Raw genomic sequence first — 14,102 nt, 5'->3', positions numbered from 1 at the left:
CGGAACCCGATTAGCGCGCGATCCCGCCCGCCGCGAGCACCGCCAGCGTCACCAGCTCACTCGCGGTCGCGGTCATCGGGGCGATCTGCACCGGCTTTTCCATGCCGATCAGCATCGGGCCGATCGTGGAATCGCCGCCCAGTTCGCGCAGCAGCTTGGCCGAGATGTTGGCCGATTGCAGGCCCGGCATGATCAGCACATTCGCCGGCCCCTTGATCCGCGCGAACGGATAATTGGCGAGCTGGCGCGCGTTGAGCGCGACGTCAGGTGACATCTCGCCCTCATATTCGAACTCGACCGCACGCCCGTCGAGCACCTTGATCGCGCCGCGGACATTGTCGAGCCACTGGCCTTCGGGGTTGCCGAAGTTGGAGTAGCTGAGGAAGGCGACGCGCGGTTCATGGCCCATGCGGCGCGCGACGGCGGCGGCGCCCTCGGCGATATCGGCCAGCTCCTCGGCGTTCGGACGCTCGTTCACCGTCGTGTCGGCGATGAACACCGTGTGCGACTGGCCGACCAGCACGTGCATGCCGAACGGCGTCTGGCCCGGACGGTGGTCGATCACGCGCTTCACCTGGCGCATCGATTCGGCCCAGGTCCGCGTCACGCCGGTGATCATCGCATCGGCATGGCCTAGCTGGAGCAGCAGGCCGCCGAAGATGTTGCGGTCGCGGTTGACCATCCGCTCGCAGTCGCGGCGCAGGTAGCCGCGGCGCTGCAGGCGGCAATAGAGGAAGTCGACCATCTGATCGACCAGCGGCGAGTTGACGCTGTTGTGCAGCTCGAACTCGTCCGGATTGGCGCCGAGCGCCTTGAGCCGGTCATGCACGCTCTCACGCCCCACCAGCACCGGCGTGCCATAGCCGCCATCCTTGAAGGCGATCGCCGCGCGCAGCACGACTTCTTCCTCGGCTTCCGCGAAGATCACCCGCTTCGGGTTGGCGCGGGCGCCTTCATAGGCGAGGCTGAGCACCGAGGTGGTCGGGTTGAGGCGGGCGCGCAGCGACTGGCGATAGGCCGCCATGTCGGTGATCGGCTTGGTCGCCACCCCCGAATCCATCGCTGCCTGGGCGACGGCGGCAGGGACCAGCTCCATCAGCCGCGGATCGAACGGCGCCGGGATGATGTAGTCGGGGCCGAAGCTGTGCTGCACGCCATACGCCGCCGCGACTTCCTCGGGCACCTGCTGGCGGGCCAGCTCGGCAATGGCCTGCGCGGCGGCGACCTTCATCGCATCGTTGATCGTCGTCGCGCGCACGTCGAGTGCGCCGCGGAAGATGAACGGGAAGCCCAACACATTGTTGACCTGGTTCGGATAGTCCGAACGGCCCGTGGCGATGATCACATCCGGACGCGCACGCTTGGCCTCCGGCGGGGTGATCTCGGGATCGGGATTGGCCATCGCGAAGATGATCGGCTTGAGCGCCATGTGATTGAGCAGCTCGGCGGGCAGCGCACCGGCGGCCGACAGGCCCAGGAAAACGTCGGCGCCTTCCAGCGCATCGGCCAGGGTGCGGCGATCGGTGGCGACGGCGTGGGCCGACTGCCACTGGTTGATGCCCTCTCGGCCCTGGTACATCACGCCGGTGCGATCGAGCATCAGCAGATTGTCGTGCGGCAGGCCCATCGCCTTGATCAGCTCGGCACAGGCGATCGCGGCGGCACCGGCGCCGTTCACTACCACCCGCGTCGTCTTGATGTCGCGGCCAGTCAGGTGGAGCGCATTGATCAGGCCGGCGGCGGCGATGATCGCGGTGCCGTGCTGGTCGTCATGGAACACCGGGATGTTCATGCGTTCGCGCAGGGTCTGCTCGATCACGAAGCATTCGGGGGACTTGATGTCCTCCAGGTTGATGCCGCCGAAGCTCGGCTCCATCAGCTCGACCGCGTCGATGAAGCGGTCGACGTCCTCGGTCTTCAGCTCGATGTCGATCGAATCGACGTCGGCGAAGCGCTTGAACAGCACCGCCTTGCCTTCCATCACCGGCTTGGAGGCCAGCGCGCCGAGATTGCCCAGGCCCAGGATGGCGGTGCCGTTGGAGATCACCGCGACCAGATTGCCCTTGGCAGTATAGTCATAGGCCTTGGCCGGATCCTCGGCGATCGCGAGGACGGGGACCGCAACGCCGGGCGAATAGGCGAGCGCGAGGTCGCGCTGCGTCGCCATCGGCTTGGAGGCGATGACCTCGATTTTGCCCGGACGTCCCTCCGAATGATAGAGCAGCGCCTCGCGCTCCGAAAACTGGACGTTCGCTTCCTCAGACATTCTTCTCTCCCGGGCGTCGCCCTACCCTTTAGGAGGACCATTCCGACGCCGCAATGTGCCGAATCCCGCAAATGGCACCGACTGGGCCAGGTTTCTAGTCTGACTAATTATCGAACCGTGCGAAATCCCGCACATCGGGCTTTTCCCCAGAAAAGCGCACCCCGGGTGTTGATCGGCGGAGCCGTTCGGCTAGTCCGGGCCCGGCATGGCCTCCACCGCTCCCACTCCGATGATGGCGCAATATCTCGCCCTGAAGGCGGAGGCGGAGGACTGCCTGCTCTTCTACCGGATGGGCGACTTCTTCGAGCTGTTCTTCGAGGACGCGAAGATCGCCAGCGCGGTGCTCGACATCGCGCTCACCGCCCGCGGCGAGCATGACGGCGAGCGCATCCCGATGTGCGGCGTGCCGGTGCACGCGATGGAGGGCTATCTCGCCCGGCTGATCAAGGCCGGCCACCGCGTCGCCATCGCCAACCAGACCGAGACGCCCGAGGAAGCGCGCAAGCGCATGGGCTCCAAGGCGCTGGTCAACCGCGCGATCGTCCGCGTCGTCACCGCCGGCACGCTGACCGAGGAGTCGTTGCTCGACAGTCGCACCGCAAACTGGTGCGCGGCAGTGGGCGAAGCCGGCGGCAGCGTCGCCATCGCCTGCGCCGACATCTCCACCGGCCGCTTCGAGATCATCGAGACCACGGCCGACCGCGCCGGCGCCGAGATCGCCCGCCTTTCGCCCGCCGAGACGGTGGTCGGCGACGGCTCGCCCTTCGGCGAACTCGCCACCGTCACCCGCCCGCGTATCGACTTCGACAGCGCCGGCGGCGAGGACCGGCTCAAGCAGCTGTTCGGCGTCGCCACGCTCGACGGCTTCGGCCAGTTCTCCCGGGCTGCGCTCGCCGCCGCCGGAGGCCTCGCCGCCTATCTCGAGCATAATGCCAAGGGCGCGCTCCCTTTCCTGCGCCCGCCGCGCGTCACCCGCACCGAGGCGGCGATGGCGATCGACGCGGCGACGCGCGAGAGCCTCGAGCTCACCGTCAGCAGCGCCGGCACCCGCAAGGGCAGCCTGCTCGACAGCGTCGACCGCACCGTCACCGGCGCCGGCGCGCGCCTGCTCGGCAGCGACATCGCCGCGCCGCTGATGGATCGTCCGAGCGTCGAGGCCCGGCTCGATCTCGTTACCCATTTCCATGACGATGCGCTGCTGCGCGACATGGTCCGCGGCGCGCTGCGCGCCATGCCGGACATCGGCCGCGCGCTCGGCCGCCTCGCCGCCGGACGCGGCTCCCCGCGTGATCTCGGCCAGCTGCGCGACGGCCTGTACGGCGCCTGGGGTCTCGCCGAGCGGCTCGACGCGACCGGCATCCCGCCCCTGCTCGGCGAGCTCCTGCCCCAGATGCGCGGCCACGGCGCGCTGATCGACCTGCTCTCGCGCGCGCTCGTCCCCGAGCCGCCCGTCGATGCCGCGAACGGCGGCTATATCGCCGAGGGCTATGACGCCGCGCTCGACGACCTGCGCGACGCCGGTGCCGGCGGCCGCCGCGCCATCGCCGCGCTGGAGGCCGAGTATCGCAGCCGCACCGGCATCGGCTCGCTCAAGATCCGCCACAACGGCGTGCTCGGCTATCATATCGAAGTGCCGGCGAAGAATGCCGACCCGCTGATGGCGCAGGACAGCGGCTTCACCCACCGCCAGACGCTAGCGGGCGTGGTCCGCTTCAACGCGCCTGAGCTGCACGAGGTCGCGGTCAAGGTGACGCAAGCCGGCGCCCATGCCCTCGCCGCCGAGGCTGCGCATCTCGAGGACCTCACCATCCGCGCGCTCGATGCCCGCGAGCCCATCGCCCGCACCGCCGACGCGCTCGCCCGGATCGACGTCTCGGCGGGCCTCGCCGAACGCGCCGCCGAGGGCGGCTGGGCCCGCCCGCACCTGGTCGAGCATGCCTGTTTCGAGATCGAGGGCGGCCGCCACCCGGTGGTCGAGGAAGCCGTCGCCAAGTCGGGCGGCCGCTTCGTCGCCAATGACTGCAACCTCTCCGAGAGCAGCCGCCTCTGGCTGGTCACCGGCCCCAATATGGGCGGCAAGTCGACCTTCCTGCGCCAGAACGCGCTGATCGCCGTCCTCGCCCAGGCCGGCTCCTACGTCCCCGCCGCCCGCGCCACGCTCGGGCTGGTCGACCGGCTGTTCAGCCGCGTCGGCGCCTCGGACAATCTCGCGCGCGGCCGCTCGACCTTCATGGTCGAGATGGTCGAAACCGCCGCGATCCTCGCCCAGGCGACGCCGCGCAGCTTCGTGATCCTGGACGAAGTCGGTCGCGGCACCTCGACCTATGACGGCCTCGCCATCGCCTGGTCGGTGGTCGAGGCGATCCACGAGGACAACCGGTGCCGGTGCCTGTTCGCCACGCACTATCACGAGCTGACCCGGCTGGCCGAGCGCTGCGACGCGCTCACCCTCCACCATGTCCGCGCGCGTGAGTGGAAGGGCGATCTCGTCCTGCTCCACGAAGTGGCCGAAGGCCCCGCCGACCGCAGCTACGGCCTTGCCGTCGCACGCCTCGCCGGCCTGCCGCCGGTGACGATCATACGCGCCAAGGCCGTGCTCGACAAGCTCGAGGCCGGCCGTGCCGCCACCGGCGGGCTTGCCGCGGGCCTCGACGACCTCCCCCTCTTCGCCGCCATGGCGGTCGAGGAAGAGGCGCAGGTCGACATGCTGCGCAACGAACTCGGCACGCTCGACATCGACAGCCTGAGCCCGCGCGAGGCACTCGAAGTCCTGTACCGGCTCAAGGGCCTGGCGGCGGAAGGCGTATGACCGCGCTCGACCTCACCGACCAGTTCCTCGCCATATTGCTGCGCGAGGTCGGCGGCACCCGCCGCCGCTGGCGCAACGTCATCGGCCCGGTGAAGCGCTACAGCGCCGCGACCCACCCGCATTGCAACTGGTCGATCACCCCCGGCGGCAAAGCGGACGAGAACGCCGCGGTCGAGCGCATCGCCGACCGCCTGCGCGACAAGTATCCGATCATCGACTGAGCCGGTTTCGGTGCCGAGCCGCCGGCGCCCCGTAATCGTCGCCCGGTTCCAAACCCCGTCCCACCCCAACTCGAAATCCCGGCCCCAAACCGTCATCCCGGCCCCATTCGTCATCCCGGCCCCATTCGTCATCCCGGCGAAAGCCGGGATCTCAGGCGGTGGCGCGGGGAAGGGGCCGCACGAGATCCCGGCTTTCGCCAGGATGACGAGTTGTGTGGCACTTTTCGCTTGACAGTATGAACCATATAGGTTATACGCCGCACCATCCTCCGTACCAGGCCAGCACGAAGGATCATGAAGGCCGGCGATTGCACGTGGCAACGCCGGAGGACCGGTGGCGGAATCGTTCGGCAGCGTAAGTCGAAGCTTCGCCAGAGGAAACGCAGAGCCCCTCGCCTTAAAATACACCCCTGGCTTCTCTTTTGGCTGCGATACAGGGGGAGGAACGCCGCGGATGATCAAGTCTCGACGCGACACATACTCGAATATCAACTTGCCAATCGTCGTCGAGCCCGAGCGTCACGAGAAGAAGAACGCGCCGGTCCTTTCCTTCTGCTCAACCCCGGGTGCCAAGGGCACGCCGGGCTAAAGCCATTTCTCCAAATCGTCATCCCGACGAAAGTCGGGATCTCAGGCGATGGCGCGCGCGGCGGGACAAGAGCCGCACGAGATCCCGGCCCGTCGACTTCGCTCAGGAAAGCCTTCCACCGGGGTGACGATTGTGATCGATCTCAAGCCAGCTCCGCGCTACCCTCCCGCCAAAACCAGACAGAGAGGACCGCCCGGATGAAGAAGCTCGCGCTCGCCTTGCTCGCTTGCATGACAACGTTGCCAGCATCGGCGCAGGGCTTCCTGCGTGCCGAGGGCCAGCGCATCGTCGGCGAGAGCGGCAATCCCGTCCTGCTGCGCGGCATGGGGCTGGGCGGCTGGATGCTGCAGGAAGGCTATATGCTCCAGCTCGGCCAGCTCGGCTCGGGCCAGCAATATCGCATCCGCGCCGCGATCGCCGATCTGATCGGCGAGGAGAAGACCGCGGAGTTCTACCAGGCCTGGCTCGACAACCACACGCGCAAGGCGGACATCGACATGATGGCGCGCTGGGGGATGAACTCGGTCCGCCTGCCGATGCACTACAATCTCCTAACCTTGCCGGTGGAGAAGGAGCCGGTCCCCGGCAAGGACACCTGGCTCGAGGACGGCTTCCGCCGCATCGACACTTTGCTCGCCTGGACCAGGGCGAACGGCATGTACCTGATCCTCGACCTGCACGCCGCGCCCGGCGGCCAGGGCACCGACCTGCCGATCGCCGACCGCGATCCCGACAAGCCCTCGCTGTGGCAGAGCGCGGAGAACCGCCGCAAGACGATCGCGATCTGGCGCAAGCTCGCCGAGCGCTACGCCGACGAGCCCGGCATCGGCGCGTACGACCTGCTCAACGAGCCCAATTGGGACTTCTCCGCCCCCGGCGGCGAGCATGGCTGCAAGGAGACGGGCAATGCCCCGCTCAAGCAGCTCTACACCGACATCGCCGCGGCGATCCGCCAGGTCGACAAGCGCCACATGCTCATCATCGAGGGCAATTGCTGGGGCAACAACTACCAGGGCCTGCTGCCCTTCGCCGACGGGAACACCGCGCTCAGCTTCCACAAATACTGGAACCATAACGACGAAGCCTCGATCGCCCCGCATTTGAAGCTGCGCGAGACGTACAACATGCCGCTCTGGCTCGGAGAATCGGGCGAGAACTCCAATCGCTGGTTCCGCGACGCGATCAGCCTGGTCGAGAAGCACGATATCGGCTGGGCCTTCTGGCCGCTCAAGAAGATCGGCTTCAACAATCCCTATGAGATCGCTCCCAATCCGGGCTGGCCGAAGCTGGTCGCCTGGTGGACCGGCAAGGGCCCGCGCCCGAGCGCCAATGAGGCCTATGCCACGCTGATGCAGCTCGCCCGGCACGACATCCGCCACGAGAACAACCTGTTCCACGCCGACGTGGTCGACGCGATGCTGCGCCAGCCGCACGACCCCAGCCCGCGCCCTTCCGCACCGCTGCAGATCACCGCGGAGGGCGGCGCGTTCGACGCGGTCGACTATGATATCGGCCCGGCGGGCGTCGCCTATCACGACAGCGACGACGCCAATTACCATGTCTCCACCGGCAAGCCGCGCAGCCAGTGGAACAATGGCCGTACCTGGCGCAACGACGGCGTCGACATCGCCCGCGCGGACGACGAGAGCCTCTATGTCAGCGACTTCAAGCCCGGCGAATGGATGCGCTACTCGCTCTCCGCCGAGGGCGGCGGGCGCTACACGATCGAAGTCGAGGCAAAGGCCGACAAGCCCGGCACGCTGACCCTCGCCCTCAACGGCGGCACGCCGTTGACGCTCGCCGTCCCCGCCGGCCCCGGCTGGCAGAAGCTGCGCGTCACCGCACCGGCCACCCTGCTCGACGGCAACAACATGCTGGTGCTGGGGGCGAAGAGCTTCGACGGTGGCGTGCGGGCGATACGGTTCGAGCCCGGCCACTAGCCGCCCGGCCCGCCAGCCGGTTTTTTCCGTCCGGATCGGCGCGACCCGATTTCGCGCCGATCGCCCATGCTACGTTGCACGCGCGCAATGAATTGCCGCTTTCCATGTAGCAGGGGCCAACCGCGATGAGCATCAACACAGCCGACTGGATGGGCCAGGCCCTTCTACACAACAGCGGCGTCAGACAGATCCCGATGTGCCAGTTTCCCCTGCCCGGCAGCCACGATGCCGGCTCCTATGGCGGCATCAACGTCAAGAGCAAGACGCAGCATTTCTCGATCTACGAGCAGCTCGAACACGGCGTGCGCTATTTCGATTTCCGGGTGCGCGTCGACAGGGGCGTGTTCTTCTCGCACCACGGCGCCGATGAATCGCGGGACAATCCCTACACCGCGAACTCGATCCAGACGGGAACGACCTATCTCTTCGGCGAGATCACCCGGTTCCTGCGGGCGCATATCGGCGAAGTGGTGGTTCTCAATTTCAAGGACTTCACCGCGGTCACGGGCCAGGATTTCACCGCGACCGACGCCGCTGATTTCATGGCCTGCCTGCTCAGGGACTTCGGCGCCGTCCCGTCGCAAAACGACCTGCTCTATGTCCCCGGCGACATCCCCACCTATGGAAGGTGCATCGACCTGGGCCAGCGCATCATCCTGCTGATCAACGACGAGGCATGGCCGGGCGAGTGGAGCAACTGGGCGCTGCCTACCTCTACCACGCTGCGCGAGCGCTTCTCGGACTATAAATACGCGCTGCATTCCTGGAACACGCTGGTCGACGACACACTTGCCGACCAGCAGAATTATCTCGCCGATACCGGATCGGACGGTCGCGATCCCGGGCTGTTCTGGGTGAGTCAGGCGGTGCTCGGCTATACCAACATGACTACGCCCAATGGCGGGAGCCAGAACAAGGAGGGGGCCTCGCATCTCAACCCGGTCTTCGAGGCGGCCTATGGGCAGTGGTGGGCCGGCAAGTCGGCGATCCCGGGTGTCACGCAGAACGTCCAGCAGCCCAATGTCCTGCTGCTCGACTATTCCGGCTTTTACGACGATTTCGCCACCATCTGCTACAATCTGATCACCTGACCAGACGAAAGCCGCGGACGCTCGCGGTCACGCATATCTTATGCGTGGCCGTGAGGATCCGGCAGGGCTAGAGCAGCGTCCATGCCACTCGACCTGCTCTGCCTCGATGCCGACGACACGCTCTGGCACAATATGCGCCACTTCGATGCCGCCGAACGCGCCTTTGTCGCGATGATGGCGCCGTTCGCGGCGGAAGGCGTGACGCGCGAGCGGCTCGAGGCGATGGAGAGCGCCAATCTCCGGCTCTATGGCTATGGCGCCAAGAGCTTCACCCTCTCGATGATCGAGACCGCGACGGAGCTGTGCGGCGATTCGCTCACCCGCGAAACGGTCGCCGCGATGCTCGCGGCAGGGCGCGATCTGCTGTCGCATCCGGTCGAGCTGCTCGACGGCGTCGGCGAGACGATCGCCGCGCTGGCGGATCGCGTGCGGCTGGTGCTGGTGACCAAGGGCGACTTGCTACACCAGGAAGCCAAGCTCGCCGCCTCGGGCCTGGGCGAGCTGTTCCACGGCGTCGAGATCGTCAGCGACAAGACCCCCGACACCTTTGTCCGCCTGTTCACCCGCTATGGCGTCGCGCCCGAACGTGCCGGAATGGCCGGGGACTCGATCCGCTCGGACATTGCGCCGGTGCTCGCCGCGGGCGGCTGGGCCGCCTTCCTGCCGCCCGAACTGTCCTGGTCGCACGAACGCGCCGCGGTGCCGAGCGACCATCCGCGCTTCACCCAGCTCGATCGCTTCGCCGAACTGCCCGGCTGGCTCGACCGGATCGCCTGAGCCGCGCCCAAAAAGAAAAGCCCCCGCTCTCGCAGGGGCCACGCGCATCGCGCTTCCTCAAAATTGAAAGAGGCCGCCGGGGCGTCTCCCGACGACCCGGCGACCTCCGACATGGTCACAGCGGCCGGTTGCTCCAGCCCGGGAGACCATGCGGACCGCTTTGCTTCGGACCGGCGCCGTTGATTGGAGGAGAATACCTCCCGTGCGCCTTACGATCGGAGGGCTTCCGATCGCGCCCAGAAGCTCAGCGGTGCGTCTCCCGAACGAACTGAACCGACCCCATTGCTGAACCATGAGACATCGGATCACCTCCTTTCGCTAGTTGAAGAAGCCCGTACCCTTGAAGGGTACGCCAACTATTTGAATCACCGCGAGTCGCAGAACAAGTCTTGTATAAAATCTTTTTCTGAGCGATTCTGGAATTCTGGGCCGGAAACCGTCGCACCGCCCTTTCCCACAGCATCCGCCACATCATTCCGGGCCCGTCGGCGCGCCCGCTCAGTGCCGCTTGAAATACTGCACCTCGCGCTCGTGCTTCTCGGCCGCCGCACGCGTGTCGAACGTGCCGAGGTTGCGCCGCTTGTGCGTGTGCGGATCGACCTTGCGCGAATAGAGCCGGTATTCGCCCGACTTGAGCTTGCGGATCATCGCCACTCTCCTCTCGCGCGATCAATGCGCGAGGGGCGCCGATCTATCCGCGGCAATCCTCGGCGACGCGCAGGATCTCGGCATAGGCGGGCACGACCAGCGTCGGCAGGCCATTGCCCTGCACCAGGAAGCGCCCGCGGCTATAGCCCATCGCATCGAGGATGGAATCCCGCGGCCCCAGATCGGCCGCCAGCCAGGGCGTCGCACCCGCCGGAAGCGGCTGGACGGGAAGCTGGCGCAGCGTGCTGGTGGTCCGCACCGTCAGGCTCGCCACGCCCTCGCCCTTGCGCGACAGCACCATGCGGCCCCGCCCGGCATCGCAGCGCAGGATCAGCTCGGCCTCGCCGCCCGCCACGCCGTAGAGCGCGGCCGAACCCCGCCCATCCTGCTTGTAAACCCAGTTGCCCGGCGTCAGCGGCCAGTCGCGCCAGTCGGCGCCCAGCGTCGGCGCGGGGGCCGGAGCAGGTGTGGGCGCCGGGGCAGGCGCGGGGACCGGCCGGGGTGCGGGCGCGGGCGGCGGCACCATGCGCGGCGTTTCCGAGCAGCCCGCAATGGCGAGCGCGGAGGCGAAGACGAGCAGCTTGCGATGCATGGCCGGCCTTATGGGCGAAGTGCCCGGGCGGCTCAACCGCTGCGGCGACGAAACGGCGCACCGCCACGCCGCCGCACGCTTCCCGGCCCGGCTTATTCGCCCGCCGGCAGATAGGCGGAGACCGCCATATAGTTGTTCGGCCAGGGCAGGCCCGGGCAATGCCAGGCGGCGCGGAATTGCTGCCAGCTCAGCCGATGCACCTGCCCCTCGTCCGCCAGCAGCACCTGCGCATCGGACCAGCCGCACACCACGCCCCAGCGCAACTGGCCCTGCGCGAAGATCTGCGCCGCATCGAGCAGGCACGCCACCGGGATGCGATAGCGGGAAAGCCAGTCGCGCAGCCCCGCCACCTCGGCCTCGCCATCGCCAAAGGCCGCGGAATGGGAAATGATCGTGCGCAGCCCGAAATGCTGGAACGCGCCGGCCATCTCTTCCTTGTTCGGAATCGGCGCGCCGAACAGCCCGCTGGTGGGAACCTGCTGCGCCACCGTCACGGCATATTGCGGCGGAAAATGGAGCCGGCCGTCATTGGCGTCGCCCATGCCCTGCACCGAGCGCCCAAAGCCCAGGCTCGGGCCGTTGCCCGCCCAGAAATCGACGATCGTGGCCACGGCCAGCTCGCCCGAATTGAGCCCCGGCACCTGCGCATAGCTGAAGAGCCGGCTCATGCCGTGGAAAAGCTCGAGATGCACCGGCCCCGCCGCGCGCAGGCCCGGCGCATCGGCATGGGCTTCGGCAGGACGCGCGGCATCGACGGTCAGGTCGAAGGCCGCACCGGGCTGTTTTTCGATCGTGTCAGACATTGGCCGTTTCCCCCAATATTGGCGTGGATGCAGCCCGATGGTTCCAACGAAATTCCCTGCGCCCTGTGGTCGATGAACCGACCAGGACGCAGGAGACTCGCGGCTTATATTATCGCCCGACCATGCCGCAATTCGGGCATCGGCTCAATATTGGAGAGCAGGCGGGGCGCGATCAGCGCCCGCCGCCCCATTTGCGCTGCGTCTTGCCATAGCGGGTCTTGCGCGTGCCCGGCTTGCCTTCGTTGCTGCGGCCCATGATCGGCGCCTTGTGCTCGCCCGGCGGCAGCCCGAGCTCTTCCTGCTCCAGCCCGCGGATCTCGTCGCGCAGGCGGCCGGCTTCCTCGAATTCGAGGTTCGCCGCCGCGTCGCGCATCTTCTTCTCGAGCTCCTCGATGTACGCGCGGAGGTTGTGGCCGACCATGTGCGGGCGATCGGCATCGATCTCCACCGTCACCTGATCCTTCGACGCGACATGGGCGATGATGTCGCCGATATTCTTCTTCACCGTCGCCGGGGTGATGCCATGCTCGGCGTTATACTCCTGCTGCTTCTCGCGGCGGCGGCCGGTCTCGGCGAGGGCGCGCTCCATGCTGCCGGTCATGCGATCGGCATAGAGGATCACCCGGCCTTCGACGTTGCGCGCCGCGCGGCCGATCGTCTGGATCAGCGAAGTCTCGCTGCGCAGGAAGCCTTCCTTGTCCGCATCGAGGATCGCGACCAGTCCGCACTCGGGAATGTCGAGGCCCTCGCGCAGCAGGTTGATGCCGACCAGCACGTCGTAGACGCCCATCCGCAGGTCGCGGATCAGCTCGATGCGCTCCAGCGTCTCGGTGTCCGAGTGCATGTAGCGGACCTTCACCCCCGCCTCGTGCATATACTCGGTCAGGTCCTCGGCCATGCGCTTGGTGAGCGTGGTCACCAGCGTGCGATAGCCCTTCGCCGTGGTCGCCTTGCACTCCTGGATCAGGTCCTGGACCTGCTCCTCGACCGGCCTGATCTCCACCGGCGGGTCGATCAGCCCGGTCGGGCGGATCACCTGCTCGACGAACACGCCGCCGGTCTGCTCCATCTCCCAGCCGCCCGGGGTGGCCGAGACATAGACGGTCTGCGGCCGCATCGCTTCCCATTCGTTGAAACGAAGCGGCCGGTTGTCGATCGCGCTCGGCAGACGAAAGCCATATTCGGCGAGCGTCACCTTCCGCCGATGGTCGCCCCGCGACATGCCGTTGATCTGGCCGATCGTCTGGTGGCTCTCGTCGACGAAGAGCAGCGCGTTCTCGGGCAGATACTCGAACAAGGTGGGCGGCGGCTCGCCGGGCAGGCGACCGGTGAGGAAGCGCGAGTAATTCTCGATGCCCGCACACGAACCCGTCGCCGCGATCATCTCCAGGTCGAAGTTGGTCCGCTGCTCCAGCCGCTGGTGCTCGAGCAGCTTGCCCTCGGCCTCCAGCTCCTTGAGCCGTTCGGTCAGCTCGTGGCGGATGCCCTCCATCGCCTGCTTCATCGTCGGCCCGGGCGTCACATAGTGCGAATTGGCGAAGACGCGGACATAGTCGAGGCTCGCCACCTTCGATCCGGTCAGCGGATCGAACTCGGTGATCTCCTCGATCTCGTCGCCGAAGAAGCTGACCCGCCAGGCGCTGTCCTCATAGTGCGAGGGGAAAATCTCGAGGCTGTCGCCCCGCACCCGGAAGGCGCCGCGCCCGAAGGCGGCGTCGTTGCGCTTGTACTGGAGCGCGACCAGCTTGCGGATGATCTCGCGCTGGTCGACCACCTGGCCCTTCTTCAGGTCGAAGATCATCGCCGAATAGGTCTCGACCGAGCCGATGCCGTACAGGCAGGAAACCGACGCGACGATGATCACGTCGTCACGCTCGAGCAGCGACCGGGTGGCGGAGTGCCGCATCCGGTCGATCGCCTCGTTCACCGAGCTTTCCTTCTCGATGTAGGTGTCCGACCGGGCGACATAGGCCTCCGGCTGGTAATAGTCGTAATAGGAGACGAAATACTCGACCGCATTCTCGGGGAAGAAGCTCTTCATCTCGCCATAGAGCTGCGCCGCCAGGATCTTGTTCGGCGCCAGCACCAGCGCCGGACGCTGCAGCGTCTCGATTACCTTGGCCATGGTATAGGTCTTGCCCGAGCCGGTGACTCCGAGCAGCACCTGGTCGCGCTCGCCCTGCCGCGCCTGCTCGACCAGCTCGGGAATCGCGAAACGCTGGTCGCCCGAGGGCTCATAGTCGCTGACGAGCTTGAACGGCCTGCCGCCCTCGAGCTTGTCAGGGCGCTGCGGGCGGTGCGGGACGAAGCTCTGCCCGGTCTCGGGCTCGGCCAGGCTGGTGCGAATCTGGATTGCCATCGCAGGG

General features: G+C 67.1%; 11 protein-coding genes. 6 read left to right on the top strand and 5 right to left on the bottom strand.

All coding sequences use genetic code 11. The features are described 5' to 3' along the window. Nucleotides 1-10 precede the first annotated feature (10 nt). On the bottom strand, nt 11-2,266 hold the full coding sequence (locus tag ACEN8G_RS22480) for an NADP-dependent malic enzyme (protein WP_413418968.1): 2,256 nt from the start codon (nt 2,264-2,266) through the stop codon (nt 11-13). Nucleotides 2,267-2,495: 229 nt separating this feature from the next. On the opposite strand from ACEN8G_RS22480, the gene mutS reads away from it, so the two are divergent. The 6 genes from mutS (at nt 2,496) to ACEN8G_RS22450 (ending at nt 9,693) form a co-directional block, all read left to right on the top strand. Continuing rightward, entirely contained in the window at nt 2,496-5,075 is a 2,580-nt protein-coding gene (mutS, locus tag ACEN8G_RS22475) for a DNA mismatch repair protein MutS (protein ID WP_413740804.1), read from the top strand. Further along, nucleotides 5,072-5,296, top strand: a complete 225-nt coding sequence (locus ACEN8G_RS22470) for a hypothetical protein (RefSeq protein WP_413418966.1) — start codon at nt 5,072-5,074, stop codon at nt 5,294-5,296. Before mutS ends, ACEN8G_RS22470 begins: the two co-directional genes overlap by 4 nt. 454 nt (nt 5,297-5,750) lie before the next feature. Then, nucleotides 5,751-5,885 carry a hypothetical protein gene (locus tag ACEN8G_RS22465; RefSeq protein ID WP_413416905.1) on the top strand — a complete coding sequence of 45 codons (135 nt, stop codon included), beginning with the start codon at nt 5,751-5,753 and terminating at the stop codon, nt 5,883-5,885. Nucleotides 5,886-6,082: 197 nt separating this feature from the next. Then, nucleotides 6,083-7,825 carry a cellulase family glycosylhydrolase gene (locus ACEN8G_RS22460; RefSeq protein ID WP_413416903.1) on the top strand — a complete coding sequence of 581 codons (1,743 nt, stop codon included), beginning with the start codon at nt 6,083-6,085 and terminating at the stop codon, nt 7,823-7,825. 125 nt (nt 7,826-7,950) lie between these two features. Continuing rightward, a complete protein-coding gene (locus ACEN8G_RS22455; RefSeq protein WP_413416901.1) occupies nt 7,951-8,916 on the top strand; it encodes a hypothetical protein in 966 nt (321 codons plus the stop codon). Nucleotides 8,917-8,997: 81 nt separating this feature from the next. Beyond that, nucleotides 8,998-9,693 (top strand): HAD family hydrolase, encoded by a 696-nt coding sequence (locus tag ACEN8G_RS22450; protein WP_413416899.1) that lies wholly within the window; start codon nt 8,998-9,000, stop codon nt 9,691-9,693. Nucleotides 9,694-10,191: 498 nt separating this feature from the next. Here ACEN8G_RS22450 and ACEN8G_RS22445 read toward each other — a convergent pair whose 3' ends face one another. The 4 genes from ACEN8G_RS22445 to uvrB form a co-directional block, all read right to left on the bottom strand. Further along, nucleotides 10,192-10,341: a hypothetical protein gene (locus ACEN8G_RS22445; protein WP_372901431.1), complete on the bottom strand. Its 150-nt coding sequence runs from the start codon at nt 10,339-10,341 to the stop codon at nt 10,192-10,194. A gap of 43 nt (nt 10,342-10,384) precedes the next feature. Beyond that, a complete protein-coding gene (locus tag ACEN8G_RS22440) occupies nt 10,385-10,933 on the bottom strand; it encodes a hypothetical protein (RefSeq protein ID WP_413416896.1) in 549 nt (182 codons plus the stop codon). Between the two features lie 92 nt (nt 10,934-11,025). Continuing rightward, nucleotides 11,026-11,736, bottom strand: a complete 711-nt coding sequence (locus tag ACEN8G_RS22435; RefSeq protein WP_413416894.1) for a hypothetical protein — start codon at nt 11,734-11,736, stop codon at nt 11,026-11,028. Between the two features lie 172 nt (nt 11,737-11,908). Continuing rightward, nucleotides 11,909-14,095, bottom strand: a complete 2,187-nt coding sequence (uvrB, locus tag ACEN8G_RS22430) for an excinuclease ABC subunit UvrB (protein WP_413416888.1) — start codon at nt 14,093-14,095, stop codon at nt 11,909-11,911. Nucleotides 14,096-14,102: the final 7 nt, after the last annotated feature.

The organism is Sphingomonas sp. Sphisp66 (assembly GCF_047324325.1).
Taxonomy (GTDB): domain Bacteria; phylum Pseudomonadota; class Alphaproteobacteria; order Sphingomonadales; family Sphingomonadaceae; genus Sphingomonas.
Note: the sequence above shows the minus strand (reverse complement) of the source record. Positions and strands in the feature narration are given on the sequence as shown.

What these genes read in the sequence shown, in the direction of transcription:
- ACEN8G_RS22480 (WP_413418968.1), bottom strand. Translation starts at nt 2,266, where the DNA reads ATGTCTGAGGAAGCGAACGTCCAGTTTTCGGAGCGCGAGGCGCTGCTC.
- mutS (WP_413740804.1), top strand. Translation starts at nt 2,496, where the DNA reads ATGATGGCGCAATATCTCGCCCTGAAGGCGGAGGCGGAGGACTGCCTG.
- ACEN8G_RS22470 (WP_413418966.1), top strand. Translation starts at nt 5,072, where the DNA reads ATGACCGCGCTCGACCTCACCGACCAGTTCCTCGCCATATTGCTGCGC.
- ACEN8G_RS22465 (WP_413416905.1), top strand. Translation starts at nt 5,751, where the DNA reads ATGATCAAGTCTCGACGCGACACATACTCGAATATCAACTTGCCAATC.
- ACEN8G_RS22460 (WP_413416903.1), top strand. Translation starts at nt 6,083, where the DNA reads ATGAAGAAGCTCGCGCTCGCCTTGCTCGCTTGCATGACAACGTTGCCA.
- ACEN8G_RS22455 (WP_413416901.1), top strand. Translation starts at nt 7,951, where the DNA reads ATGAGCATCAACACAGCCGACTGGATGGGCCAGGCCCTTCTACACAAC.
- ACEN8G_RS22450 (WP_413416899.1), top strand. Translation starts at nt 8,998, where the DNA reads ATGCCACTCGACCTGCTCTGCCTCGATGCCGACGACACGCTCTGGCAC.
- ACEN8G_RS22445 (WP_372901431.1), bottom strand. Translation starts at nt 10,341, where the DNA reads ATGATCCGCAAGCTCAAGTCGGGCGAATACCGGCTCTATTCGCGCAAG.
- ACEN8G_RS22440 (WP_413416896.1), bottom strand. Translation starts at nt 10,933, where the DNA reads ATGCATCGCAAGCTGCTCGTCTTCGCCTCCGCGCTCGCCATTGCGGGC.
- ACEN8G_RS22435 (WP_413416894.1), bottom strand. Translation starts at nt 11,736, where the DNA reads ATGTCTGACACGATCGAAAAACAGCCCGGTGCGGCCTTCGACCTGACC.
- uvrB (WP_413416888.1), bottom strand. Translation starts at nt 14,095, where the DNA reads ATGGCAATCCAGATTCGCACCAGCCTGGCCGAGCCCGAGACCGGGCAG.